Origin of the sequence: Spongiactinospora sp. 9N601, from assembly GCF_044326295.1 — a bacterium.
GTDB lineage: Bacteria > Actinomycetota > Actinomycetes > Streptosporangiales > Streptosporangiaceae > Spongiactinospora > Spongiactinospora gelatinilytica.
In genome coordinates, this window is sequence record NZ_JBIRBB010000001.1 from 518,007 (window position 1) to 542,298 (window position 24,292).

The 24,292-nt window shown below is 72.5% G+C and carries 26 protein-coding genes and 1 riboswitch; of the genes, 11 read left to right on the plus strand and 15 right to left on the minus strand.

Annotation, left to right across the window (positions count from 1 at the left end; genetic code table 11):
• Window positions 1–62: 62 nt before the first annotated feature.
• Window positions 63–1,532, minus strand: coding sequence for a SecDF P1 head subdomain-containing protein (locus ACH34R_RS02245; protein WP_397559590.1), 1,470 nt, complete (start codon window positions 1,530–1,532; stop codon window positions 63–65).
• Window positions 1,533–1,720: 188 nt separating this feature from the next.
• On the opposite strand from ACH34R_RS02245, the gene ald reads away from it, so the two are divergent.
• Entirely contained in the window at window positions 1,721–2,836 is a 1,116-nt protein-coding gene (gene ald, locus ACH34R_RS02250; protein WP_397559591.1) for an alanine dehydrogenase, read from the plus strand.
• 15 nt (window positions 2,837–2,851) lie between these two features.
• Here the strand turns inward: ald and ACH34R_RS02255 are convergent, their stop codons facing one another.
• Window positions 2,852–3,583 (minus strand): DUF3105 domain-containing protein, encoded by a 732-nt coding sequence (locus ACH34R_RS02255; protein ID WP_397559592.1) that lies wholly within the window; start codon window positions 3,581–3,583, stop codon window positions 2,852–2,854.
• 122 nt (window positions 3,584–3,705) lie between these two features.
• On the opposite strand from ACH34R_RS02255, the gene ACH34R_RS02260 reads away from it, so the two are divergent.
• The 3 genes from ACH34R_RS02260 (at window position 3,706) to ACH34R_RS02270 (ending at window position 6,196) form a co-directional block, all read left to right on the plus strand.
• Window positions 3,706–4,374 (plus strand): DUF305 domain-containing protein, encoded by a 669-nt coding sequence (locus ACH34R_RS02260; RefSeq protein WP_397559593.1) that lies wholly within the window; start codon window positions 3,706–3,708, stop codon window positions 4,372–4,374.
• A gap of 78 nt (window positions 4,375–4,452) precedes the next feature.
• Complete coding sequence (locus ACH34R_RS02265) at window positions 4,453–4,749, plus strand: DUF3467 domain-containing protein (protein ID WP_111169603.1); 297 nt, start codon at window positions 4,453–4,455, stop codon at window positions 4,747–4,749.
• A gap of 34 nt (window positions 4,750–4,783) precedes the next feature.
• Complete coding sequence (locus ACH34R_RS02270) at window positions 4,784–6,196, plus strand: phytoene desaturase family protein (protein WP_397559594.1); 1,413 nt, start codon at window positions 4,784–4,786, stop codon at window positions 6,194–6,196.
• Here the strand turns inward: ACH34R_RS02270 and ACH34R_RS02275 are convergent.
• Both ACH34R_RS02275 and ACH34R_RS02280 read right to left on the minus strand, forming a co-directional pair.
• Window positions 6,193–7,260: a threonine aldolase family protein gene (locus tag ACH34R_RS02275; RefSeq protein WP_397559595.1), complete on the minus strand. Its 1,068-nt coding sequence runs from the start codon at window positions 7,258–7,260 to the stop codon at window positions 6,193–6,195. The two genes, ACH34R_RS02270 and ACH34R_RS02275, sit on opposite strands and share 4 nt — an antisense overlap.
• A 7-nt stretch (window positions 7,261–7,267) precedes the next feature.
• Window positions 7,268–7,939: an SDR family NAD(P)-dependent oxidoreductase gene (locus ACH34R_RS02280; protein ID WP_397559596.1), complete on the minus strand. Its 672-nt coding sequence runs from the start codon at window positions 7,937–7,939 to the stop codon at window positions 7,268–7,270.
• Between the two features lie 210 nt (window positions 7,940–8,149).
• Between ACH34R_RS02280 and ACH34R_RS02285 the strand changes: the two genes are divergently transcribed.
• Window positions 8,150–8,833, plus strand: a complete 684-nt coding sequence (locus ACH34R_RS02285; RefSeq protein ID WP_397559597.1) for a hypothetical protein — start codon at window positions 8,150–8,152, stop codon at window positions 8,831–8,833.
• Here ACH34R_RS02285 and ACH34R_RS02290 read toward each other — a convergent pair.
• From ACH34R_RS02290 to ACH34R_RS02325, 8 genes are all read right to left on the minus strand, one after another.
• Complete coding sequence (locus ACH34R_RS02290) at window positions 8,794–9,465, minus strand: response regulator (RefSeq protein ID WP_397559598.1); 672 nt, start codon at window positions 9,463–9,465, stop codon at window positions 8,794–8,796. The two genes, ACH34R_RS02285 and ACH34R_RS02290, sit on opposite strands and share 40 nt — an antisense overlap.
• A gap of 111 nt (window positions 9,466–9,576) precedes the next feature.
• Window positions 9,577–11,130, minus strand: a complete 1,554-nt coding sequence (locus tag ACH34R_RS02295) for a serine/threonine-protein kinase (protein WP_397559599.1) — start codon at window positions 11,128–11,130, stop codon at window positions 9,577–9,579.
• Window positions 11,130–12,725: a hypothetical protein gene (locus tag ACH34R_RS02300; RefSeq protein ID WP_397559600.1), complete on the minus strand. Its 1,596-nt coding sequence runs from the start codon at window positions 12,723–12,725 to the stop codon at window positions 11,130–11,132. The genes ACH34R_RS02295 and ACH34R_RS02300 overlap by 1 nt, the downstream gene beginning before the upstream one ends.
• Before the next feature lie 161 nt (window positions 12,726–12,886).
• Window positions 12,887–13,564 (minus strand): adenosylcobinamide amidohydrolase, encoded by a 678-nt coding sequence (locus ACH34R_RS02305; protein ID WP_397559601.1) that lies wholly within the window; start codon window positions 13,562–13,564, stop codon window positions 12,887–12,889.
• Window positions 13,561–14,340, minus strand: coding sequence for an ABC transporter ATP-binding protein (locus tag ACH34R_RS02310; RefSeq protein ID WP_397559602.1), 780 nt, complete (start codon window positions 14,338–14,340; stop codon window positions 13,561–13,563). The genes ACH34R_RS02305 and ACH34R_RS02310 overlap by 4 nt, the downstream gene beginning before the upstream one ends.
• Window positions 14,337–15,347 (minus strand): FecCD family ABC transporter permease, encoded by a 1,011-nt coding sequence (locus tag ACH34R_RS02315; protein ID WP_397559797.1) that lies wholly within the window; start codon window positions 15,345–15,347, stop codon window positions 14,337–14,339. Before ACH34R_RS02315 ends, ACH34R_RS02310 begins: the two co-directional genes overlap by 4 nt.
• Window positions 15,348–15,424: 77 nt before the next feature.
• Window positions 15,425–16,369, minus strand: coding sequence for an ABC transporter substrate-binding protein (locus tag ACH34R_RS02320; protein WP_397559603.1), 945 nt, complete (start codon window positions 16,367–16,369; stop codon window positions 15,425–15,427).
• Between the two features lie 108 nt (window positions 16,370–16,477).
• Window positions 16,478–16,539: riboswitch (cobalamin riboswitch) on the minus strand.
• A gap of 32 nt (window positions 16,540–16,571) precedes the next feature.
• Complete coding sequence (locus ACH34R_RS02325; protein WP_397559604.1) at window positions 16,572–16,973, minus strand: winged helix-turn-helix transcriptional regulator; 402 nt, start codon at window positions 16,971–16,973, stop codon at window positions 16,572–16,574.
• Between the two features lie 63 nt (window positions 16,974–17,036).
• On the opposite strand from ACH34R_RS02325, the gene ACH34R_RS02330 reads away from it, so the two are divergent.
• Genes ACH34R_RS02330 through ACH34R_RS02345 form a run of 4 tightly spaced genes read left to right on the plus strand, consistent with a single transcriptional unit; the run spans window position 17,037 to window position 20,468 of the window.
• The gene (locus ACH34R_RS02330) at window positions 17,037–17,729 is read left to right on the plus strand and encodes a DsbA family oxidoreductase (protein WP_397559605.1); all 693 of its coding nucleotides are present in this window, start codon (window positions 17,037–17,039) and stop codon (window positions 17,727–17,729) included.
• 14 nt (window positions 17,730–17,743) lie between these two features.
• Window positions 17,744–18,544 carry an ABC transporter ATP-binding protein gene (locus ACH34R_RS02335; RefSeq protein WP_397559606.1) on the plus strand — a complete coding sequence of 267 codons (801 nt, stop codon included), beginning with the start codon at window positions 17,744–17,746 and terminating at the stop codon, window positions 18,542–18,544.
• Complete coding sequence (locus ACH34R_RS02340) at window positions 18,541–19,863, plus strand: hypothetical protein (protein ID WP_397559607.1); 1,323 nt, start codon at window positions 18,541–18,543, stop codon at window positions 19,861–19,863. The genes ACH34R_RS02335 and ACH34R_RS02340 overlap by 4 nt, the downstream gene beginning before the upstream one ends.
• The gene (locus tag ACH34R_RS02345; protein WP_397559608.1) at window positions 19,860–20,468 is read left to right on the plus strand and encodes a hypothetical protein; all 609 of its coding nucleotides are present in this window, start codon (window positions 19,860–19,862) and stop codon (window positions 20,466–20,468) included. Before ACH34R_RS02340 ends, ACH34R_RS02345 begins: the two co-directional genes overlap by 4 nt.
• On the opposite strand, the gene ACH34R_RS02350 is transcribed toward ACH34R_RS02345, so the two are convergent.
• Window positions 20,458–21,321 carry a Gfo/Idh/MocA family protein gene (locus ACH34R_RS02350; protein WP_397559609.1) on the minus strand — a complete coding sequence of 288 codons (864 nt, stop codon included), beginning with the start codon at window positions 21,319–21,321 and terminating at the stop codon, window positions 20,458–20,460. The genes ACH34R_RS02345 and ACH34R_RS02350 overlap by 11 nt on opposite strands.
• Window positions 21,322–21,433: 112 nt before the next feature.
• On the opposite strand from ACH34R_RS02350, the gene ACH34R_RS02355 reads away from it, so the two are divergent.
• Window positions 21,434–22,015, plus strand: a complete 582-nt coding sequence (locus tag ACH34R_RS02355) for a histidine phosphatase family protein (protein ID WP_397559610.1) — start codon at window positions 21,434–21,436, stop codon at window positions 22,013–22,015.
• A gap of 441 nt (window positions 22,016–22,456) precedes the next feature.
• Here the strand turns inward: ACH34R_RS02355 and ACH34R_RS02360 are convergent, their stop codons facing one another.
• Together ACH34R_RS02360 and ACH34R_RS02365 are read right to left on the minus strand one after the other, a co-directional pair.
• Window positions 22,457–22,693 (minus strand): DUF397 domain-containing protein, encoded by a 237-nt coding sequence (locus tag ACH34R_RS02360; RefSeq protein WP_111165537.1) that lies wholly within the window; start codon window positions 22,691–22,693, stop codon window positions 22,457–22,459.
• On the minus strand, window positions 22,694–23,515 hold the full coding sequence (locus ACH34R_RS02365; RefSeq protein WP_397559798.1) for a helix-turn-helix domain-containing protein: 822 nt from the start codon (window positions 23,513–23,515) through the stop codon (window positions 22,694–22,696).
• A 265-nt stretch (window positions 23,516–23,780) separates the two neighbouring features.
• Here ACH34R_RS02365 and ACH34R_RS02370 point away from each other — a divergent pair, with 265 nt between their 5' ends.
• Complete coding sequence (locus ACH34R_RS02370) at window positions 23,781–24,287, plus strand: ATP-binding protein (protein WP_397559611.1); 507 nt, start codon at window positions 23,781–23,783, stop codon at window positions 24,285–24,287.
• The last annotated feature ends 5 nt before the right edge of the window (window positions 24,288–24,292 follow it).

The following is a 24,292-nucleotide window of genomic DNA, read 5'->3' on the forward strand; positions in this document are numbered from 1 at the left end:
CAATTTGTCTTTACCCAGAGTGAACGATGTCCGCTCACGGCGAACTCGGGGCCAAGCGCCGGTCAGCCCAGCTCGTCGTGATCGCACACCACGTTGTCGTGGTCCTTGTCCGGGTAATAGTGATACTCCGGGTGAGTCTCCCGGAAGTACGGACCGTACCCCGCCTCGTCGGCCTCGCGGCAGCTTCCGAAGCGCGGATCGAGGTTGTGGTCCAGGCCCCGCGTGCTCTGCGACACGATCCCGACGGGGGCCGCCGTCGTCCCGTTGCCGGGCATGGGGGCGGTCCCCTGTCCGGTCGCTCCCCCGGTCGGCCCGGTCACCGGCCCCGTCCCGGTGCCCGTACCCGTCCCTGTGCCGGTCGCCGGGCCCGTGCCGGTCGCCGGGCCTGTTCCGGTGCCCGTCCCCGTACCGGCGGGCGCCTCCGGCACGCACGTGGCCTCCGGCGTCGGGCTCCCGGCCCCCGGCGGCGTCGCGCCGGTCTCGGTCCCGCCCGTCGGCGCGCCTCCGGTACCGGTCCCGCTCCCCGCCGACGGGACACCGGCCGTACCGGTGCCCGTGCCCGCCGTGGGAGCGCCTCCGGTAGAGCCGTCGCCCAGGGGCGACCCGTCCGTACCGGTGCCTCCGGTCGGCGCCGCCGCACCGACCGGCGCCATCACCCCGTCGGCCGCCGTTCCGCCGGCCCCGCCGAGCCCGACCGGCCCACCGGTACCGCCGGTGCCCGCAGGCCCACCCGTACCTCCAGTGCCCATAGGCCCACCGGTACCGCCAGTGCCGCCAGTGCCCGCAGGCCCACCGGTACCGCCAGTGCCACCGGTGCCGTTGGTGCCGGGAGGGGTGCCGGTGTCCCCTGTGGTGGTGCCGTTCTGGGGAAGGGGGCTCGGGACGGTGCCCGGGGGGCAGGCGGCCGGGCCGCGGAGTTTGGCGGCGATGCCGTCGGCGACGTCCTTGCTGAAGGAGCCGGAGATGCTGAGGGTGTCCTCGGTGATGACCTGCGCCACGCGCGGGGCCGCGATCACCCGATCGCCCGCGACGACCACGATCCGCTCCCGCACCGCCTCCTGCGTCAAAGCGCCCACCTGGTCGCGGAACGGCGCGGGCAGCGCGATGCGCACCGCGTAGGTGCCGGTGGGCTCGCGCACGGTCTCGATGGTGCGCACGGACGTGACCGCCACCCCGTGGGCCATGAAGTAGCAGGTGGTGCCCGCCTCGTCGAGCAGCGCCTCGCGACCGGGGCAGGGCGCGGGCTGGGTGCCGGTCAGCGGCGCGAAGAAGATCGGCTCGGCGAGCCTGCTCGGCCGTGTCCCCCCTGGCAGCGCGTCGGGGTTCACCGTCATCAGCACCGCGACGGTGGCGAGCACCCCGGTGATGACCACGACCAGGACGAGTGCGACCGCGAGCAGCGCCGTGGTCGCCCGGCTGGCCTTCGGCTCGTCATCGGCCGGGGCGGGCGATGCGGACGAGGGCGCCGCCGGCTCCTCGCCGGAATCCGGCCGCTTCTCCACCGGCTGCTTCTCCATCGGTGTGGACCCCATATGTTCATGACGTTGCTCGCTGGCGGGAACGAGCCTACCGATCGTCGCCAACGACGCGTAATCCTCGCGTAAAGGCATTGCTTCCCCGACAAATTGTCATCAAGCCCGGCCGATTCCCTCCACCCTGCGCGTGGTCGCCCGCCCCGGGGGAACGCACAGTGAAAGACGGGGCTACGCGAGGAGGAGCCGTGCAGATCGGAGTTCCGCGCGAGGTAAAGGACAACGAATACCGCGTCGCGCTAACCCCGGCCGGAGCGCACGAGTTCGTCAGGCACGGGCACCAGGTCCTCATCGAACGGGAGGCCGGGACCGGGTCGGCGATCCCCGACGACGACTTCGCCGCCGCCGGGGCGGTGATCGTGTCGTCGGCCGACGAGGTGTGGGGGCAGGCCGACCTGGTGCTGAAGGTCAAGGAACCGGTCGCCGAGGAGTACCACCGGATGCGCAAGGGCCAGGTCCTGTTCACCTACCTGCACCTGGCCGCGTCGGCGCCCTGCACCACGGCCATGCTGGAGTCGGGGATCACCGGCATCGCGTACGAGACCGTGCAGACGGCGGGCGGCTTCCTGCCGTTGCTCGCGCCCATGTCGGAGGTGGCCGGACGGCTCGCCCCGCAGGTGGGCGCCTATCACCTGATGAGCCAGGGCGGTGGCCGCGGGGTGCTGATGGGCGGCGTGTCGGGGGTGCACGCGGCCCGCGTGGTGGTGATCGGGGCGGGGGTCGCCGGGATGAACGCGGCGGTGATCGCGCTGGGCATGCAGTCGGAGGTGCTGCTACTGGACAAGAACATCGACCGGCTGCGCCAGGCCGACATCGTCTACCAGGGCCACTGCCAGACCATCGCCTCCAACGCCTACGAGATCGAGCGCGCCGTCCGTGAGGCGGACCTGGTGATCGGGGCGGTCCTGGTACCGGGGGCCAGGGCCCCCAAGCTGGTGAGCAACGATCTGGTGGCGCGGATGCGCCCGGGTTCGGTGCTCGTGGACATCTCCATCGACCAGGGCGGCTCGTTCGAGGACTCCCGTCCCACGACCCACGCCGACCCGACGTACCGGGTCCACGACTCGGTGTTCTACTGCGTCGCCAACATGCCGGGCGCGGTCCCGCACACCTCGACCTACGCGCTGACGAACGTCACCGTCCCGTACGCGCTGACCATCGCCGACCTCGGCTGGCGGGCGGCGCTGCGGGCCGATCCGGCCCTCGCCCGGGGGCTCAACACGCACGAGGGCCACGTGACGAACAAGCCCGTGGCCGAGGCGCACGGGCTGGAGTTCGCGGGCGTCGAAGAGATCTTGACCTAGGGCCGTTCCGGCGGCTCAGGAGGCGCTGGGCTCCGGGGTGCCGGTCGCGGGGGCGCTGGGCTCGGCCGTGGCGGGCGGCGTGCCCATGGTGTCCGGCGATCCGCTCGGCGCGACGGCCGGGATCTCCTTCTGGGCCGCCGTCTTGTCGGTGCTGTACGGCCCCTCACAGGAGGCGCCGAACTCCGGCGTGTTGGTCGGGTTGTTGCGGTACTTGCTGATGAACCGCGGGAGCTTGGGGTCATCGGCGCTGGACAGCTTGAGCTGGTTGTTCCACGCGCTGGCGACGATCGGCGAGGGCAGCCCGGGGTACGGGCTGAGCAGCATGTACTCCTCGCCTGCCAGCTTCTTGAGGGTCTCCACCTGGGCCTTGGGCAGGGAGGGGTTGTAGGTGATCCAGATCGCCCCGTGCTCCAGGGAGTGGACCGCGTGCTCGTTGTTGACCGGCTCGTCGTAGATGCCGCAGCGCTGCCAGACGCTGTTGTGCTCCCCGCCGAGCGGCGGGTTCTCCTTGTAGGAGATCTTGGTCTCCTTGTGCTGGCTGGCCGGGTACTTCGCGGTGACCACTTCGCCCAGCGAGGTCGTCGACCGTTCCCTGATCAGGTAGAACGCGACCACGCCGACGAGCAGGATGATGACGAGCCCGCCCGCGCCCCACATGAGCATGGCGGTACGGCGCTCCTTGCGCTTCTGCGCGGCTCGCATCTGCGCCAGATGCTCACGCCTCGCCTGCGCCTTCTCCTTGGACATCATTCCTCCATCGGCGGGCCCAATCAGGGGTCACCTTATTCCGAACCAACGTATGTGGAGAATAAGGGCTTTAAGTTCTCCTCACGCCGCTTACCGGAGATCACGGGTACGCTGAGCAAACGATGGACGTCCCCGTTGAAACTCCCGCACGCCCGCGGCGCCGCCCGCTGCTCATCGTGGCGGTCTGTACCGTGCTGGCCGCCGTCGCCGCCGCCGTCTTCTTCGCCGGCCGGTACGGCACGCCCTCCGACGTCTCGCCGGAGGCGGGATTCGCGCGGGACATGGCGTTCCATCACGCCCAGGCCGTCGAGATGGCGTTCGCCGCACACGATGTCACCGAGGACGAGACGCTGCGCGCGCTCACCAGCGACATCATTCTCACCCAGACCGCCCAGCGCGGGATCTTCATGGGCTGGCTTCAGCAGTGGGGGCTGAACCAGGCGGGCGAGCGGCCGAGGATGGCCTGGATGTCCGGTCACGGACACTCCGCGGGCCGGGCGAAACCGGCGGCGCCGGCCGGGGCGCCGATGCCCGGCATGGCGACCCGCGCGGAAATGGAGCGGCTGAGACAGGCCGAGGGCAAGGCGGCCGAGGTCCTGTTCCTGCAGCTCATGATCCGTCACCATGAGGGAGGCGTGCAGATGGCCGACGGCCTGCTGCGCCTTTCCGACCGTGAGGAGGTCGCCACCATGGCCAGGCACATCAGCGCCGGCCAGAGCGGCGAGATCAAACTGATGACCGACCTGCTCCGCGCCCGGGGCGCGAAGCCGTACCCGACGATCCTCGACTGACGCGTCCGGCCCTGAGGCCGGGGGCGCCGAAACCACCCTCCCCCTCCCACCCCCACTGCCGCGAAGGACGGAGAGACAGTGAACGACGAGCCGGAGAGCCATCTTGAGGTGAGCATCTCGGCCGAGGTCGAAGCGGGAATCTACGCGAACTTCGCATCGGTCTGGCACACCCGCGATGGGTTCGTCCTCGACTTCGCGGTGATCACCAGGCCACCGCAGCTCACCGGCGACCCGCAGTCCGGGCAGCGCATCCTGAGCGTCCCGACCCGCATCGTCAGCCGTATCCGTCTTCCTCCCAGCCAGGTCTTCGAGCTGATGAAGGCGCTTGAGCAGCAGCTCACCGCCTACGAGAAGGAGACCGGCCACAAGGTCTGAAAGACCGGGTGGCCGCCTTACGGGGGAGGCATACGTGCCGGCCGACGGTTTCGACGCGGTCGTGGTGGGTTCGGGCCCCAACGGGCTGTCCGGGGCGCTGACGCTGGCCGCCGCCGGAAGGCGGGTGCTGCTGGTGGAGGGCGCCCGGCGGTTCGGCGGCGGGCTGCGTACCGAGGAGCTGACGCTGCCCGGCTACGCGCACGACGTGTGCGCGTCGGTGCTGGCCATCGCGGTGGCCTCCCCCGCGTTCCGGGACCTCGATCTCAAGGTCGAGTTCGCGCATCCGCCCATCCCGGCCGCGCATCCGCTCGACGACGGGCCCGCGGTGCTGGTCCATCGCGACCCCGCGCGGACCGCCGCCGGGCTGGGCCGCGACGGCGTCGCCTGGCTGGAGACGGTGGGCGCGGCGGCGCGGGCCGGGCTGCCGCTGCTGGACACGCTGCTGGCGCCGCTCGGCGTGCCGCGGGCGCCGGTCGCGGCGGCCCGGTTCGGGGCCTCGGCCCTGCTGCCCGCCACGGTGTTCGCCCGCACGGTGTTCCGCACGCCCCGGGCGCGGGCCTTGCTGGCCGGGATGGCCGCGCACTCGATGCTCGACCTGCGCGCGCCGATCTCCGCCGGGTACGGCCTGATGCTGGCCTCGCTGGCGCATCTGGCCGGCTGGCCGGTGGCGCGCGGCGGCTCCCAGACCTTCGCCGACGCGATGGTCGCCAGGCTGCGCGAGCTGGGCGGGGAGACGGTGAGCGGGCGGTGGGTCCGCGACCTAGGCGAGCTGCCGCCCGCCCGGACGACCCTGCTGGACGTCACCCCGCGCCAGTTCCTGCGGATGGCCGGGCCGCGGCTGCCGGCGGGCTACCGGGAAAGGCTCAGCAGGTTCCGCTACGGGCCGGGGGTGTTCAAGCTGGACTGGGCGTTGTCCGGCCCGGTGCCCTGGCGCGACCCGGCGGTGGCGGGGGCGGGCACGGTCCACCTCGGGGGGACGCTCGCGGAGATCGCGCACAGCGAGGCGGAGGTGACCGCGGGGCGGCACCCGCGCCGGCCGTACGTGCTGGTGGTGCAGCCGTGCGCGGCCGATCCCACGCGTGCCCCGCGCGGCGGGCACACCCTGTGGGCCTACTGCCATGTGCCGAACGGCTCCGGCGTCGACATGACCGAGGCCGTCGAGGCGCAGATCGAGCGGTACGCGCCGGGCTTTCGCGACCTGGTGCTCGCGCGCAGCGCGCGGGGGCCCGCCGACCTGGAGCGGCACAACCCCAACCTGGTGGGCGGCGACATCGGCGGCGGGCTGGCCAGCCTGTGGCAGTTCGCGGCGCGGCCGGTGCTGTCGCCGCGCCCGTGGCGCACCCCGCTGCCCGGCGTCTACCTGTGCTCGTCGAGCACCCCGCCGGGCGCGGGGGCGCACGGCATGGGCGGTCGCGAGGCGGCCCGCCTGGCGCTGCGCGAGTCCTAGCGCCGTCCGGCCGCCAGCTCCTCGGCGATGGCCGCGGCGAAGGCGTCCACGTCGTCCTCGGTGGTGTCGAAGGAGCACATCCAGCGGACCTCGCCGGTGGACTCGTCCCAGGTGTAGAAGGCGAAGCGCTCGCGCAGCCGGTCGGCGACGGCGGCGGGCAGCACCGCGAACACGGCGTTGGCCTGCACGGGCGTGCGCACCTCCACCCCCGGGATCTCGCGTACGGCCCGCGCCAGCCGCGCCGCCATCGCGTTGGCCCGCCGGGCGTTGCGCAGCCACAGGTCGCCGCCGAGCAGCGCCTCGAACTGGACGGACGCGAAGCGCATCTTGGACCCGAGTTGCATCGCGGTCTTGCGGACGTACTCAAGGCCGCCGGCGGCCGAGGGGTTCAGCACGACGACCGCCTCGCCGTACATCAGGCCGGACTTGGTGCCGCCGAAGGACAGCACGTCGACGCCCGCGTCGGTGGTCAGCGCGCGCAGCGGAACGTCCAGCGCGGCGGCGGCGTTGGCCAGCCGCGCGCCGTCCAGGTGGACCCGGAGGCCGAGCCGGTGCGCGTGCGCGCAGATGGCCGCGGTCTCCTGCGGGGTGTAGACGGTGCCCAGCTCGGTGGCGTTGGAGATGGTGACGACCTTCGGCTGCGCGCGGTGCGGGTCGCCGAACCCGTGGGCGCGGCGGTCGATGAGCTCCGGGGTGAGCCTGCCGTCCGGGGCCGCCACGGTGAGCAGTTTGAGCCCGCCGGTCACCTCGGGGGCCCCGCCCTCGTCGGTGTGGACGTGGGCGCTCTCCGCGCAGATGACGGCCTCCCAGGGGGCGCACATGGCGCGCAGCCCGACCACGTTGGCGCCGGTGCCGTTGAACACCGGCCAGACGTGCGCCTGCGGCCCGAACTCGGCCCGGAAGACCTCCTCCATGGCCTCGGTGTAGACGTCGTCGCCGTAGGCGCTCTGGTGGCCCTCGTTGGCCAGCGCGAGGGCCCGCAGCACCTCCGGGTGGACGCCCGCCTGGTTGTCGCTGGCGAACCCGCGCGCCCGCGGATCGTGCCTGCGTCGTACGACGGTCACGAGGCGGTCATTTGGAAAGGTCCAGCCGGCGGCCGTTGATCTCCACCGCGGGGGCCTCCCACAGGCCGGCGACGATCTCCGCCAGGTCGTTGACGTCGGTGTGGCCGGGGAAGGTCGCGCCGGGGTTCTCCGCCCGCATGGCGTCGTGGACCAGGGCGTTGACCACCAGGATCGTGGCGGCGGCCCGGGTGCCCGCGTAGGCGTCGGCCATCGCGAGGGTCCATGCCTCGGCGGCGGCCTTGGCCGCCGCGTAGGCGGCGCTGCCCTGGGTGGGTGAGCGGGCGACCTCGGCCGAGACGATCACGAACCTGCCGTCGCCGCTCTTGCGCAGCAAAGGGTCGAAGGCCAGGGACACGTGCTGGAGCGTGCGGATCAGCAGGCCGTGCAGCAGCTCCCAGTCGGCGAGCGAGGTCTCGGCGAAGGACTTGGCCCCCCGCCACCCGCCCACCAGGTGGACGACGCCGTCCGCCCTGCCGTACCGGGCGGCGACGTCGCGGGCCAGGTCGCCCACGGCGTGCGGCTGGAGCAGATCGACGGTGTGGCGTTCCACGCCCTCGACGTCGGGGTGGTGGTGGGCGTCCACCGCCAGCACCGTGTCCCCCTCGGCGGTCAGCCGCCGGACGACGGCCTGCCCGGCCGGGCCGCCGGCCCCGGTGACCACGATCACTTTCGCGCTCAACAGCCGCTCCCCTCGCGCGATCGATGACGCAACCGAGCTTACGGCGCGGGGCGGCCCGCCACGGGCAGGCCGCCCGTTTTCCGCCGCGCGGCGGACCTGTCGTCCACCGCCGGGCGGACGACCCGTGCCGGGACGCGCGGATAGCGTCCCCTCCGACAGTACGGCGGGCGGGCACGGCCTCCGCCGTCCACGAGCGACCAGGGGGCTTTCGTGCTCGACGACCCGACCACCTTCAGGCGCGTGGCCGCCGGATCATTGCTGATCGTGGCCCCGCTGCTACAGACCGCCGCCGTCATCGTGGACCCGGGGACCTGGGGGGACGACCGGGAGGCCGTCAGCTTCGGCGACGATCCGGCCATGGCGCAGTTGCAGTCGGTGCTCTACCACTGGAGCTGGCTGCTCACCGCGTTCGCCGCGTTCGGGCTGCTCCACCTGGTACGGCGGCGGGCGGTGACGCTCGGCCACATCGCCGGGGCGATGACCGTCGTCGGCTACGGCAGCATGTCGGCGCTGCTGCTCACCGACCCGGTGGCCTGGTGGTTCGGGGAGCGCTACCCGGCGGAGGAGGCCGAGCGGCTGGCCGGGGAGGTGCTGGACCTGCCGGGGGTGATCTTCGGGTTCACCATCCCGTGGCTGTACCTGGGGATCGTGGGGCTGCCGCTGCTCACGGTGGCGGTCTGGCGGGCCGGGCAGGCGCACTGGTGGGTGCCCGCGCTGGTCGCCGCGGGCGTGCTGGGGTCGATGCTGGTGCCGTACGGGCCGGCGACGATCCCGTTCTGGGCGCTGCCCGCGGTGGCGCTCGGCTCGGTCGGCGTGCGGATCCTGCGGATGGGCCCGGCGGAGTGGGCGGCGTTCTATCCGGAGGCGCCCGGACGTACCACGCCCGCCTCGTAGGCGAACACCACGGCCTGGGCGCGGTCGCGCAGGTGGAGCTTCATCAGGACCCGCGCGACGTGGGTCTTGACGGTGGCCTCGCCGACGAACAGCGTGCGAGCGATCTCGGCGTTGCTGTGCCCCCTGGCGAGCAGGCCGAGCACCTCCAGCTCGCGGGGGGTGAGCAGGCCGAGGCGGGGCGGCGGCACGGGGTCGCGCCGCCCCGCGAAGGACGCGATCACCCGCGTGGTGACGGCCGGGTCGAGCAGCGCCTCTCCGGCCGCGACCACGCGTACGCCGTCCACGAGCTGTTCCGGCGGTGAGACCTTGAGCAGGAAGCCGCTGACGCCCGCGCGCAGCGCAGCGTACAGGTTGTCGTCGCTGTCGAAGGTGGTCAGCACGATCACCTTGGGCGGGCTGGGCCGGGACAGCAGCTCGGTGGTGGCGGCCAGGCCGTCCATGCGGGGCATCTGGATGTCCATCAGCACGATGTCCGGGGCGGTGCGGCGGGCCACCGCGACCGCGTCCACCCCGTCGCCGGCCTCGCCCACCACCCGCATGTCGGCCTCGGATTCGAGGACCATGCGCAGTCCCGCGCGGACCATCGCCTGGTCGTCGGCGATCACGACGCGGATCGCGTCCCTGGGCTCCATGGCAGTACCTCCGAGTGGCGTCAGCCGGAGCCTAGAGTGCGGAACCGTCCCTGCATACCGGACAAATCGCCCAGGCAACCCGATTCCAAGTGAGTCCCAAGTGCCGGTCCCTCAGGAGGACCGCAGTTCCACGCTCCCGGCGATCCGCTGCGCCACCTCGTCCCGGCAGGTGCCGGGCGCGCAGAAGTACACCAGCAGCGCCGCCGCGCCCGGCCGGTCCACCGCGTAGCCGATGAGGTCGAGGCTGCCGCCGCCCTGCGGGTCGGCGAGCGTCCCCTCGATCCGCACGGCCGGCCTGCCGCCCACCGGCACCTGCACGACGCCCGAGGTGATGCTGACCGTGCCGGGCAGCGAGGAACGCAGGGTCTCCTGGAGGTCCTGCGCGCCCGCGTTGGGGTCGAGTGTGTCCAGGACCTGCACGAACAGGCCGGTGGCCGTCTCCGGGTCATCGCGCAGCAGCCGGTTGGCCTCGCTCCAGTCGGCGCTGACCGGGGTGACGAAGAGCCGCTCGAAGGCGGCCCCGTGCGGCGAGGCCACCGCGAACACGTCCGTGTGGGTCCGCGCGGTCCAGTCGCCGGGATGCTCGAACCGCAGCGGCGCGGCGGCCGAGCCCGCGTACCGGGTCCATCCGGATTCGCCGCCGCGCAGCAGTACGGCCAGCACGGCCGCGACCGCCACGATCAGCGCCACGGCCGCCGCGGCGGCGACGATGATCCCCCTGTTGCCGCGCCGCGCGCCCGGTGGCGCCGGGGAAGGCCGCGTGACGGGGGCCGCGTCCGGCGGGGCGGGCGCGGGCCCGGCCACCGTGGGCACGGCCCTGCCGTCGATCGCGTCCCGCAGTTCGGAGACGAAGTCGGCGCAGCTCGGATACCGCTGGTCGGGCGACTTGGCCAGCGCCCGGGCCATCACCCCGTCCACGTCGAGCGGGAGTTCCGGGCGCAGGCCGCTCAGCGGCGCGGGCGTCTCGGCCAGGTGCGCCCACAGCAGCGCGATGTCGTTGTCCCGCTGGAACGGCAGCCGCCCGGCCAGCGCCTCGTAGACCACGCACGCCAGGGCGTACTGGTCGCAGCGCCCATCCACACGGTCCTTGTTGATCTGCTCGGGGGCCATGTAGCGGGGCGTGCCGATGAACTGGTCGGTGCGGGTCAGCCCGGAGATCGAGGACTGGTGCTTGGTGATGCCGAAGTCGGTGAGGTAGACGTGCTCGCCGGTCGCGCCCCCGGCGACGAGGATGTTGGCGGGCTTGACGTCGCGGTGGATCAGGTCGTGCGCGTGCGCGGTGTCCAGCGCCGCGGCCACCTGGGCGAAGATCCGGTTGACCTGGCTGATCTCCAGCGGGCCCCGGTCCAGGAAGAGCCGGCGCAGGTCCATCCCGGCGACGTAGCGCATGGCGATGTAGAGCAGTTCGCCGTCGGCGTTGGCCTCGTAGATCGGGATGATGTTGGGGTGGTCGATCCCGGCGACCATCCGCGACTCCAGCACGAAGCGCTGGCGGAAGCGGTCGTCGGCGCTGAGCGCCGGATGCAGGATCTTCAGCGCCACCCGGCGGTCGAGCCGGGTGTCGATGGCGAGGTAGACCACGGCCATGCCGCCCCGGCCGACGATCTCCTCCACCTGGTAGCCGGCCACCTCCTGGCCGATCAGCGAGCGCTCGTTCACCGGCATCACGTCTCGGCCGGGTGGCCGCAGTAGCCACAGAACCGGTGGGCGGGCCCGAGGCCCATTCCGCAGGCGGTGCAGAACCGCTGCCCCACCCTGCCCGGTACGCCGGTGGGCGGGGCCGTGGGCTGCCGGGCGGTGAGCAGCGACGGTCCCTGCGCGCCCTCCGGTACGGCGGGCAGGCCCGGCGGCACCGCCGAGCGCGCGACGATCCGCGTCACGTCGGCCGCCGACGGCTCGCCCAGCGCGGGGTCGTGCCCGGCGGCCTGCGGCGGGGACGGTACGGCGGGGACGACCCTCCGATCGGCTTCGGCGGTCGGCGTCGTCCGCACCGCGGCGACGGTGTCCGGGCGCGCCCGGCGGCGCAGGATCAGCACCGTGCCGCCGATCACGGCGGCCACCAGCACGCCCGCCCCGGCGATGAACGGCCACAGCGGGACGTCACCGCCGGCCTGCACGGGCGCGGCGAGGGCCCCGGCGTCGTCGGGCCCGCCGCGCTTCTCCTGCGCGGTCTTCAGGTGCTTGGCGGCCACCACGTGCCCCGGGTACAGCTCAAGGACGCGGCGCAGGGCCGGTACGGCGTCGCCGAAGTACTTCGTGTGGAACCGGGTCAGCGCCACCTCGAAGGCCGCGTCCAGCGGCCCGCGCCGGGGCTCGACCTTGGCCTCGGCCAGCGCCTTGGTGACCTCCCTGACGCCGATCATCCGGCCCTCTCCGGCGCCGCCCGCGAGCAGCCCCACGACGGCCCCGTCCTTGTCGCCGATCACGGGCGCTCCGGCCAGGCCCTTGGCGATGAGTTCGCCGGTCTTGCGCGGTTCGTCGGCCTTGCCCTCCGGGTCCTTGAACGGGCGGCCCGCCTGGCCCGCCCCACCGGCGTCGATGTGCGCGATGTCGATCAGATGCGGGCGGTCGGCGGCGGGCCTGCCGGTGAACCCGGCCACCGAGACCGGCGAGCCGGGCTTGTCCGGCACGCGCGCGGCGAGCGGAGCGGTCGGCAGGCCGGCGCCGCCGTCGGCGCGGCCCACCGGGAGGAGCACGGCGGGGTTGTCGGGATCGTCGCCGGTGTAACCGATCTCGGCGTTGATCCCTTCCTTGTCGGCGGGCGAGATGTTCGGAAATATCTTGATCTGCGGGGTTACCTTGGTAAGGCAGGTCGCGGTGGCCGTCTTCGGCGGATAGCACTGCTGAAGGTGCCGGTTCAGGGTCGCGTCGTCCAGCCGGTGCCGCCGAAAATCTTGCTCAATGTCCACTTTGTGGTGGTCGGCGAAGATTTTGTTCGCCGCGTAGACCGCCGCGTCGTCATCGGACTTGACCACCCTGGTCAGCGTCACGACCGCGCCTTCGGGGTTGACCACCACGCCGGTACCGCTGCCGATCGGCACCTCGTAGGACCGCTCCACATGCTGAAGCTCGCCGACATGGTCGAGCAACGTGATCTCCACGTGCGCCACCGCCTCGACGCGCACCACGGCGGGGGTGACGAGGTCGGTGATGCCGCTCGGGTGCTCGTGCGCCAGCGCCGGTACGGCCGCGGAGGTCACACCGGCCACACCGGCCAGCGCACCGAGCGCGAGCCGGATCAACGGACCACGGCGCCGCATCACGCCTCCCCCACTGGAGCAGTCAACGGGATACGACAAGGTTCCCAACCGGCCTGGATAAGTCAATACAAGTATCGCCACTAAGCCAAATATCGCCCTACGGCGTTATCAAATCGGGTCACATACGTGTCCGACGACGGCGCCGCACAGCGGAACGCCCGTCACCGATGGGCGTCCCAGTCGTCCGCGCCCTGCCGTACCGCGCTGTGGACGGCCCGCGCGACGCGCGCCCCCCAGGTCGAGCGCGGCCCGCCGAAGGGCTCGCCCGGCTCCCCCGTGGCCGAGCCGATCGGCGCCGCGACGCACACCGCGTCCGAGGCCGTGCCGGTACCGGGGAACCCCACCTCGGCCAGCGCCTGGGTCTTCGCCTCCGTCACCGTCATCACCGCGTTGACCAGTGCCGCGTCGGTCATCGGCACGGGCACGGCCACGATGATGTTGATCGTCCCCGGCACGGTCGCCCGGTGGCCGAGAAGCGGCGCCGGTTCCGGGTCCTGCGCTCCTTCGGGCGCGGCGGCCCAGGTCGGCACCCGCAGCCCGACCGTGGCGAGCGCACGGACGCCGCCGTCGGCGGCCAGGGTGTACCGCTCGACCTTCGCGGCGGTCATCATCCCCACACCCGCGCTGGCGGCCGGGCCCAGTGCGGCCAGGTGCTCGGCCGGGTCCATCCGCGAGTACCCGGCGACGACCTGGGCGTTCAGCACCCACTCGCGCGGCCCGATGCCGCCACCCAGCACCGCCGAGGAGATCATCCGCCACCCGGGGCCGAACTCCCACAGCAGCGCCCCGAGCCGTGCGCCGTCCTCGGTCCGCAGGCCGAGCACCGGGCCGTCGTTCATCGATCCCCCCGCAGCAGGTGGACATGGGGCCTTCCGTCCGGCCCCGCCGCCACCTTCACGGTCGCCCCGAAGTGGGCGGCGATCAACTCCTCGGTCAGCACCTGTGCCGGGGGCCCGGAGGCGACCGTCGCGCCGCCCGCGATCAGTGTCATGGTGTCGGCGTACTGCCCGGCCAGGCTCAGGTCGTGCAAGGAGGACAGTACGGTGAGCCGGTCGGCGAGCCGTAGCCGGTCCACCAGTTCGAGCACCTGCTGCTGGTGCCCGAGGTCGAGCGCGGTCGTCGGCTCGTCGAGCAGCAGTACGGGCGCCTGCTGGACGAGGGCGCGGGCGATCACGACGCGCTGCCGTTCGCCGCCGGACAGGTGGCCCAGCCGTCGCGCGGCGAACCCGCCCAGGTCCAGCCGGTCGAGCACCCCGGCGGTGACCTCGCGGTCGGCGCGGCTCTCCCGCCCCAGGTAGCGGATGTAGGGGGTACGGCCGAGCAGCGCGTAGTCGAAGACGGTCATGTCGGGGGGCAGCGCGGGGGTCTGCGGGGCGAACGCGACCAGCCGGGCCCGCCGCCGCGGCGACAGCCCGGCCGCGGGCGTTCCGTCGATCAGGATCTCCCCTTGGCCGTCCAGCACCCCGGCCAGGGTGCGCAGCAGCGTGGACTTCCCGGCCCCGTTGGGGCCGATCATCGCCAGCCAGCCGCCGCGCCGCACGCCGAGATCGACGCCGCGGAGCACCTCGCGGCCGTCCAGGGTGACCGTGAGCCCGCTGACGGAGATCATGCTCATGTGTCCACCCTGCGGGTGACCCGGAGCACGAAGACGAAGAACGGCGCGCCGACGAACGCGGTGACGACGCCGATGGGGAGTTCGGCGGGGGCCAGCACGGTCCGCGCCACCAGGTCGGCGAGCACCAGGAAGGCCGCCCCGCCGATCAGCGAGAGCGGCAGCACCACCCGGTAGGACCCGCCCGCCAGGCGGCGCACCAGGTGCGGGACCACGATGCCGACGAACGCGATCAGCCCGCTCACCGCGACCGCCGCCGCCGTGGCCAGGGACGCGGCCAGCAGTACGGCCAGGCGTACCCGGGTGGCGCGCACGCCCAGGCTGACCGCCTCGTCGTCGCCGACCGACAGCACGTCCAGCATGCGGCCGTGCAGCAGCATGGCCACCGCCGCGAACGCGGCGTAGGGGGCGACCAGCCACAGGTCCTCCCAGCCGCCGCCGATGTCGCCGAGGATCCAGGCGTAGATGCGCTGGAGTTCCTCGACCTTGAGCTGCTGGACGAAGGTCTGGATCGAGGTGAGGAAGGAGGTGACCGCGACCCCGGCCAGGACCAGCGTCGCGGTGCCGCCGCGCCGGGCGGTGTGGCCGAGCGCGTACGCCAGGAAGACCCCGCCGACCGCGCCGCCGAACGCCATCGGCGGCACCAGCGCGGCCCCGGCGTCCCCGCCGATCAGCACGATCGCGAGCGTCACCGTGAGCCCGGCCCCCGCGGCGGCCCCGAGCAGGTAGGGATCGGCCAGCGGGTTGCGGAAGACGCCCTGGTATCCGGCCCCGGCCACGGCGAGCAGGCCGCCCACCACGGCGGCGATCAGCACCCGGGGCAGCCGCAGTTCCATCAGCACCCCCTGCTCGACCGGGGAGAGCCCGTGGTCCGCCGAGACGAACGGCAGCCAGTCCACGGCCTGGAGCACGACTCCTGGGACGGGGATATCGGCGGCCCCCGTGAGCAGCCCGGCCAGCAGGCTGCCCAGCAGGACCACCAGCGCGACGGCGACCCACCAGGGCCGCAGCCGCGCCGAGGCCCGCGCCTGCCCGTCCGGGGCGGTCGCGTGCGGCGGCCGGCCCTGACGGGCGGACGGGGAGTGCGTCACCTGTCCGCCGCGGCCTTCTCGACCGCGTCGGCGACGACCTGGGCGAACTCGGCCGCGCGCGGCCCCCAGCGGGAGACGATGTCGTCGTCGAGCCGCACCACCCGGTCGTTCTTGATCGCCGAAAGGCCGCCCCATCCCGGCCGCTTGGCCAGCGTCTCCCTGGACTGGCCGCAGCACTTGACGTCGGCGAGGAAGATCAGGTCGGGGTCGGCCTTGGCGACGAACTCGGCCGACAGCTTGGGATAGCCGCCCGCCGCGTCGGGGGCCTCGTCGGCGATGTTGCGCAGCCCGAAGAGGCCGTAGATCTCGCCGATGAAGGTGCCGGAGGTCGCGGAGTACGGCGTGACGTCCAGCTCGTGGTAGTAGGTGAGCTTGTGGTCCTTGGGCGCGGCGGCGGCCAGGCTCTCGATCTTCTCGCGCATGCCCGCCACGACCTTCGCGGCGCCGTCCGCGTTGCCGGTGGCCGCGCCGAGGTCGGTGATCTGGTCGTAGCTCTCGGCCAGCTTGGTCGCGGCCGGTTCGAGCAGCACCGGTACCTTGACCTTCTGCAGGGCGGTCACCACGCCGCCGAGGTCGTTGCTGAGCACCACCAGGTCCGGCTTCTGCGCGATGATCGCCTCGGCGTTGGGCTTGAACCCGGACAGGGCGGTCTTCGGCGCCTCCTTCGGGTGGTTGGACAGGTCATCGACGGCGATGACCTGCGGTCCGGCACCGATCGCGAACAGGCTCTCGGTGGCGGTGGGGTTGAGCGAGACGATGCGGCGCGGGCGCTCGGCGATGGTCACCGAGCCGTTGCCGGCCTGTACGGTGACCGGGAATCCGGCGCCGGAGGAGGCCGCGGGTGTCGCCGAGGCGGCGGTCTGCCCGCCCGTCGTGCCTGTCTGACCGCATCCGGCCAGCGCCAGCACTCCGAGCAGGACACCCGCGAAGGCCGATCTCATGGGCCTCACAAGGAATCCTTTCCAGAGTCGCTGGAACCGAGAGACCCGCTGAAGCGACGGATCACCCTTTTCCGCGAGGGCTGTGACGTCGGCGCGGCGCACAGGCGACCTGGCTTCGGCCCTCACAGGGGCCGTCACAGTTGCGGGACAGCGCCGGTCTCCCACCGGACTTCGCTGTGCGCAGCGCGTCCGGCAAACGGTATCAATCCCCGTCAGGCAGGCCGTCCCCGCGGTCGTAACGCCGCTGCGCGGCCATGATGGCGGGGACCCGTTCGCCGATGAAGGCGACCAGCGTGCGCACCGCGCACGCCAGCTCGCGGCCGAGCGGGGAGAGCCGGTAGGTGACCTTGGGCGGCGTGGACGGCTCGACCTCGCGCTCCACCAGCCCGTCGCGGACCAGCGTCTTGAGGTTCTGGGACAGCATCTTCTCGCTGATCCCGCCGATCCGGTCGCGCAGCATGTAGAAGCGCATGGGCCGCTCGCAGAGCGCCACCAGGATGAGCATTCCCCAGCGACCGGTGATGTGCTCGATGACCACCCGGCCGGGGCAGTCCCGCTGGAAGACGTCGTTCAGCGTCGCGGGGGCATCTGTGGCATTGGACATGTCAGGAGCTTACTGAAAAGTACGCTCTTACCAAAAGAAAGCTCATATCCTAGCGTGAGCCTCATGGACGGCAAGAGGATCAGCGTTGAGATATGGACCGACGTCGTGTGCCCCTGGTGCTACCTGGGCAGGCACCGCTTCCAGGCCGCACTCGCCGGCTTCGCCCACCGCGACCGCGTGGACGTGCGAGTACGCAGCCTGGAACTCGACCCGACCGGCCCGCGCCACGACGACCCCGCGAACCCGCCGCTGCGCGTCCCCCGCCGGATCCAGCGCGACCTCGGCCTGTCCCCGGCCCAGGCCGACGAGGCGATCACCATGCTGGACCGCCTCGCCGCCGAACTCGGCCTGCGCCTGAACATGGCCGAGGCCCGCCCGGTCAACAGCTTCGACGCGCACCGCCTCATCCACCTGGCCGCCGGACACGGCCGCGCCGACGCGCTGTGGGACCGCCTGATGCGCGCCTTCGCCACCGAAGGCGCCCTGCTCTCGGACCACCAGACCCTCACCGCCCTGGCCCTCTCGACCGGCCTGCCCCCCGGCCCCGTCCAGGCGGTGCTCACGAGCGACGCCCACGCCGACGCCGTACGCGCCGACACGGCGAAGGCCCACACCCTCGGCATCACCGGCGCCCCGTCCTTCGTCTTCCAGCACACCCACGTGATCGCCGGAGCCCAGCCCACCGAGGTCTTCACCGACCTACTGCGGCACTCCTGGCAAACCACCGAAACCCCGCCACCGGAAACGCACACCTGAGCACACTGAAACCCATGGACGCGGTGCAGATCTCCGAACTCTCCCACCGCTACGGCCGCACGGTGGCGCTGAAGAACATCAGTGTCACCGTGCCTCGCGGGGTGACCGCGTTGCTGGGGCCGAACGGGGCGGGCAAATCCACGTTGATGAATCTCCTTTCGACGGCATATCCGATCCAGGAGGGCGAGATCGTCGTCCACGGACTCCGGATGACCGCGACGCCGCGGCTCCTGTCGTGGCAGGCGGCGCGGAAGACCGCCCGGCTGCGACGCCGGATCGGGCTGCTTCCGCAGAATTTCGGTTTCCATCCGCGTTTCACCGTGGCCGAGACCCTTGAATACGCCGCCTGGCTGCGGAAATATCGGCGGCCCGATCTACGGGCCCGCATTCACGAGGTGCTCGAACTCGTGGATCTCGCGGGAACGGGCGGCCGGCGGCTGCGTGAGCTGTCCGGTGGCATGCTGCGCCGGGTCGGCATCGCCCAGGCCATCGTGCATGAGCCGGATCTGATCCTGCTGGACGAGCCCGCCAACGGCCTGGATCCGGAGCAGCGCGTCCGGCTGCGGCAGGTGATCAAGGCATTGCCGGCCACCATGACGGTGGTGGTCAGCACGCACCTGGTGGAGGACGTCGCCGCACTCGCGGCGCGCGCCGTCGTGCTGAAGGACGGACGGGTGATCTTCACTGGAGAGGTGCCGGAGCTGGTCGCCCTGGCGGGCGAGCCCGGCGGCGTCACCACCTCTGAGGTCGAAAGAGCGTACTTGGCGCTGATGTCCAAAGAAGACCGGTCGCCGATGTCCCTGGACGAACGATGAGGGCCCTGACCGGCCTGCGGATCGTGTGGGTCCGGGCGCGGCGCAGCCCCGCCCTGGCGGGCATCCCGCTGCTGTGGGGCGCGTCGGTGTGGCTCGCGTTCCAGCACCAGCAGAACTGGCTGGGCCGGTGGATCAACACCGGCCTCGCCCTGAACTCCGCCGCGGGCGCCGTGCTGTGCCCGCTGACGGCGGTCATCGCGGCGTGGCTGGCCGGCGACGCACGGCGCGCCGGGCACGCCGTACTGGAGGACGGCGCGGCCCGCGGCCGATCGGCCCGCCTGCTGTCGCTGCTGGCGACGGTGTGCCTGTGGGCGCTGCCCGGGTACGCGGTCATGACCGCCCTGGCCTTCTGGCAGACCGCCCAGGTGAACCCCGCCGGGGAACTGCCGTGGGATCTCCTCGCGCTCAACGCCGCCTTCCTCGTCTTCGGCGCGGCGATCGGGATCGCGGTGGGTTCGCTGTGGCCGCGCAAACTGGTCCCCGTCGCCCTCGGCGCGGCCCTGTACTTCGGCGGGGCCCTGGTCGCCTACGACGGCCGCAGCCGGAGCGGGCTGCTCTATCCCGTGTTCGGCGAACGCTGGGACCCTGCCGGCTTCCTGCCCGGCGACCTGGCGGCGGGCATCGTGTGCTGGCTGCTGCTGGGCGGCCTGTCGCTGATCGTCGTGTCGTCGCTGGACGGCGCCCAGCACTGGGGCGGAATGCTGTTGCGCGGCCTGGTGGTCGCAGGCGCCGTGGCGTCCGCGGTGTTCCTGGTCACCTATTCGGGCCCCATCCCGGTCAAGCGCACGCCCCCCACCGCCCCCGCCTGCGCGCCCGCCGGGCAGGGCGGCACGGTGTGCCTGTGGCCGAGCGATGAGTACCTGCGTCCGCTGGTCACCTCGGCCTACACCAAGGCCCGGCAGGGCGCCGGCACCCTGAAGGGCTTCCCGGTGCGGCTGTTCCAGTACGGCCTGGCCGGTGCGGGCCCCGGCGCGTCCGTCCACATCGGCGACGCCATGCCCACTGTGTCCGGCCTGACGCAGTCGATCCTGGAGACGGTCGTGTCCCGCGAGGGCGACCGGCTGCCCTGCGGTGACCGGCTCTACCCGGAGTCGGCGGACGCCGCCCCGATCACGTTCTACATCCACTCGATCCTCGCGCTGCGGGCCGGGCTGCCCGGCGGCACCGGGTGGCGCGGCCTGGACCGCGACATCGAGAAGTTCATGCGACTGGACACCGCCGTCCAGGACCGGTGGCTGGAGGCGGCCATCGACTCACTGGGCTCCTGTGACCGCGCGGCCCCGAAGGCCCCGCTGCCCGACTGGCCCAGGACCCGGTGACCTCCCCAGCGCGCGGCGCGCTGCTGTGCGGACGGGCCCGGAACGCGGCGACGGCCGGCGCGATCATGGCCGGGCTGCTCCTCACCTGTCCGCTGTGGGGGCGGGTGGCTCTGTGGATACGGCCCCCACTGGCGGCGCGGGACGTATTCGTCCCGCTGACCTTCGCCGTACCCATCGTGCTGGCCGCCGCCGTCGCCCTGGTCACGCGGTCCGAGCACCGGGACCTGGAGACGGCCCCGCCCCGGCCGCTCCGCCTGTGGAGCACCGGCTGGGCCTTCGTACTGTCCGTGGCGGCGGCGGGCTGCCTCGCTGCGGGGGCACTGGCCGGGCTGGGGCAGGAGTGGCTGGGGCAGGGTGGAAGGACGTTCTTCTTTCTGGCCGGGGCGGCGCTGGGGGTGGGGCGGGTGCTCGGGCAGATGGCGGCGCTGAGTACGCCGCTGGTCGCCTTCATGGTGATGCTGTACGCGGCCGGCGGCCACCCACGGGACTTCCGGCCGTGGTGGCTGGTGCCGTTGCGGCCCGCCGAGGATCCGGGCTCGTGGGCGTTCGCACTGGCGGTCTACGCGGCGGGGCTGCTGCTGTCGGCCGTGCCGCTCAGGAGGTGAACTGGGCCTCGGCGGCGGCGATCAGGCGCTGCACGTGCAGGCCGCGGGCGGCGTCGAGGGGGTGCGGTACGCCGCTTCTGACCGTCGTGGCGAACTCGGCGGCCATGGCCGGGAACACGACGTCGTCGCCGAGCGCGGTGTGGTCGACGTGGGCGCGGCCTCGCTCGCCGTACACGGTGACGGCCGCGTCGCGCTCGCCGGGGGCGCTCATGCACAGGGAGACCTCGCTGAGCGCGCCGCCCTCGTGTTCGAGCAGCAGCCCCGCCCAGCCGAGGACGCTGCCGCGGGCACGGACGTCCACCACGCGGCCGAGGGCCGCGTCCACCAGGTCGATCATGTGCGGGCCGATGTCGAGCACCGCGCCGCGGGCCAGCCGCCAGGGGGTGGCGAACGGCGACTCCGGGCGCAGCGAGCCGGAGACGTAGCGGGCCTGGGCGCCGAACGGCTCGCACGCGCGCGCCTCGGCCAGGAACTCCCGCACGCCCTTCGCGTAGCGCCAGGAGAAGACCATCTGGGAGAGCACCCCGGCCTCGGCCACGGCCGCGGCGACCCGCTCGGCGCCGTCGAGGTCGGCGGCGAGCGGCTTTTCCAGAAGCAGGGCCTTGCCCGCACGGGCCGCCCGCACCGCCAGCTCGGCCTGTACGGCCGGCGGCACCGCGAACGCCACCGCCTCGCACACCTCGAACAGATCCTCAAGCCGGGTGAAGACGGGCGCGCCGAGCCCCGCGGCGGCCTCGGGACGCCGCGCCCACACGCCCGCCAGGCTGGTGTGCGGCCCCGCCGCGAGCACCGGCGCGTGCATCCGCGCGGCCCACGGCCCCGCCCCCACCAGCCCCACCCGGACCGGATCCATCCTGTTTCCTCCTTAGACGCCTCCGACTTCGAGGTCTCCGATGAGCCTATGGGGGCCCACGGGGTTCCCCGGCCACGGGCCTCGCCGCCCTGCGGGAGAAGATGGAAGGACCATGGACGAGATGCTGCTGCTACGACACGGGGAGACGGAGTGGTCGCGCGACGGCCGCCACACCGGGCGTACCGACGTGCCTCTCACCGCGAGGGGCCAGGGGCAGGCGCGGGCGCTCGCGCCGCTGGTCGCGGGGCGGGCGTTCGCCGCCGTCCTGGTCAGCCCGGCCCAGCGGGCCCGGGCCACGGCGGACCTGGCCGGCCTCACCGGCTATGAGGTGGAGCCGGACCTGTGGGAGTGGGATTACGGAGGGTACGAGGGCATCACGACGCCGCAGATCCGCCGGTCGCATCCCGGCTGGTACCTCTGGCGGGACGGCGTGATCCCCGGCGACGCCGACCACCCCGGCGAGTCAGCGGCCCAGGTGGGCGAACGCGCCGACAAGGTGATCGCCCGCGCCCGCGCGGCGGAGGGCGCGGTGGCCGTGGTCGCGCACGGCCACGTGCTGCGGGTGCTGGCGGCCCGGTGGCTGGGCCTGCCGCCCGGGGAGGGGCGGATGTTCAAGCTCGACACCGGCACCTACAGCGAACTCGGATACGAACACGAAAAGCCGGTAATCCTCCAGTGGAACTCGCGCGTCTAATCTCGTCGGGCGGTCGTGTGGAAGGAGGGCGCCGCGTGGGCTACGGCACCCGGGATATCCGCACGGGAGGGTCTTCGCGGGCGCGCGACATGATGGGCGCGCGCCGACGCCATCAGGTGTGCGCCGGGCCGTGCTCATCCGGGCTCGTCCGGCCCCCCGCGCATGGCGGGATACCGCACCCGGACGGCCGCTTCCACGGCCGGTGGCGGGCGTCGTGCGCGGTGTCCCCGCCTCCGGTGACGCGGATGGCCGCATGTGTCGTCCGCCGGGCGTCCGTAAGGCGTCCACCGTCGGACGCACGGTCATCCGGCCGAGCATGCCCCGATTCCCGGTCGCCGGAACCGGTGGTGAGCCGGTGTCCGCCCGCCGGGCAAGACCACCCCGTAACGCATCTAGCGCGCCGATCTCCTTCGGCCGGTGCGCCGGATGTGAGAAACGGCGTTACACGAGAAGGCTGTCGAACTCGCCGTCCTTGACCCCCAGGACCAGCGCCCGCATCTCCTCGCGCGTGTAGATCAGCGCGGGGCCCTGCGGGAACCTGGAGTTGCGGACCGCGACGCTTCCGTCGGGAAGCTTGGCCAGCTCGACGCAGTTGCCGGTCGAATTGCTCCGCCGGGACTTGCGCCAGCTCACGTCGATCAGGTCATGTGCGGGCATGCCGTTGTAGGTGTGGTTCATTTATATCTCTCTGAGAAGTTCGCCGAGGATCTCGGCAGTGCCCCCAGGAGTGGTGCTTTCCACGCACAACTGCTCCATGGCGGTGAGGTACGGGTCAACGTCCTCACGTTTGTCCAGGTAGAGGGCACCCCAGAGCTGCTCGACGTAAACGACGTCCGAAAGATCGGACTCGGGAAACCGCAGAATGCTGAACGCGCCACCCTCGGCTGCGTGCATGCCGAACCTGAAGGGCATCACCTGGATGGTGATGTTGGGCAGGGTGGCGACCTCCAGCAGGTGATGGAGCTGCTCGCGCATGATCGCAGGCCCGCCGATGGGCCGCTTCAGCGCCGCCTCGTCGATGACGGCCCACAACCGGGGGCCGTCCTTCCTGGTGAAGCGTTCTTGCCGCTGCATGCGCAGATGCACACGTCGCTCGATGTCCTGTGCCGAATCGTCGGGATATCCCAGTTGGACGACGGTTCGCGCGTACGACGTCGTCTGCAGCAGGCCGGGAACGAACTGCACCTCGTAGGTGCGTATGACGCTCGCCGCCTCCTCCAGCCCGACGTAGGTGTTGAACCAGCCGGGCAGCACGTCACCGTATTTGTGCCACCAACCTGGCGTGTTGGCCTCGCGGACCATCTCCAGCAGGCTCCGCCGCTCGGCGTCGTCGAGCACGCCGTACAACGTGAGCAGGTCTTCTACGTCACGCGTCTTGAATCCGACCCGGCCGAGTTCCATGCGGCTGATCTTGGATTCCGAGGCCCGGATGTGAAACCCGGCCGCCTCACGGGTGAGCCCTCTGCTCTCGCGCAGCCGGCGCAGGCTCGCGCCGAGCATGATGCGACGAACAGTGGAACCGGTTCCCGGCGGATCCATCGACACGTGCTGCTCCTAGGTCGTTTTACTCATTCACAGTGTGTCACTTTTGCGGGCGGTTGGATCTGCCCGCGATCAAGTTCCTCCTTTGCTTTAGAAGTACTGGTTCAGGGGTAACGGTAGCGGTTGCATGTCCCGGATGCACGTGCATCCGCTCTTGCACATGCACGCTAGTTTGCATCATCATGATCCTGTGCAGTCCGCTCATACCGGCCATACCGGAGCTGTGCGCGCGTCCGGTCACTCGACCGCGCCCGGCTGGTGGCCGCCCGCAGGCTGGTGGCCCGACGCCGCGCGAGACTTGGTGACCGGCCTCTCGCCGGCGGCGACGGCCAGCGCCACGTTCGTTCTGCCGCCCAACGCGATCTCCGTGCACAGCTCGCGCAGCTTCGCCACGGGCACCCTCACCGGCTGGGGCCTGCCCTCGCTGTGCGAGGACATCTCGCTCATCGTCTCCGAACTGGCCACCAACGCCCTGCGGCACGGCCTTCGGCTGGCTCCTGGCGAGTACTCCCGGCGCGTCCAGGAGATCCGCCTGTCGCTGGTCCGCCGGGGCCCCATGGTCACCTGCGCCATCTCCGACCCCGAGGCCAGCGGCCCGGTGCTGCGCCACCCCGGGCCGCTGGAGCCCGGCGGGCTCGGCCTGCACATCGTGGAGTCGCTGAGCGCGCGGTGGGGCTGGTCGCCGCTGCCGCCGTACGGGAAGATCGTCTGGGCCGTCATCGGCGGATAGCCGGA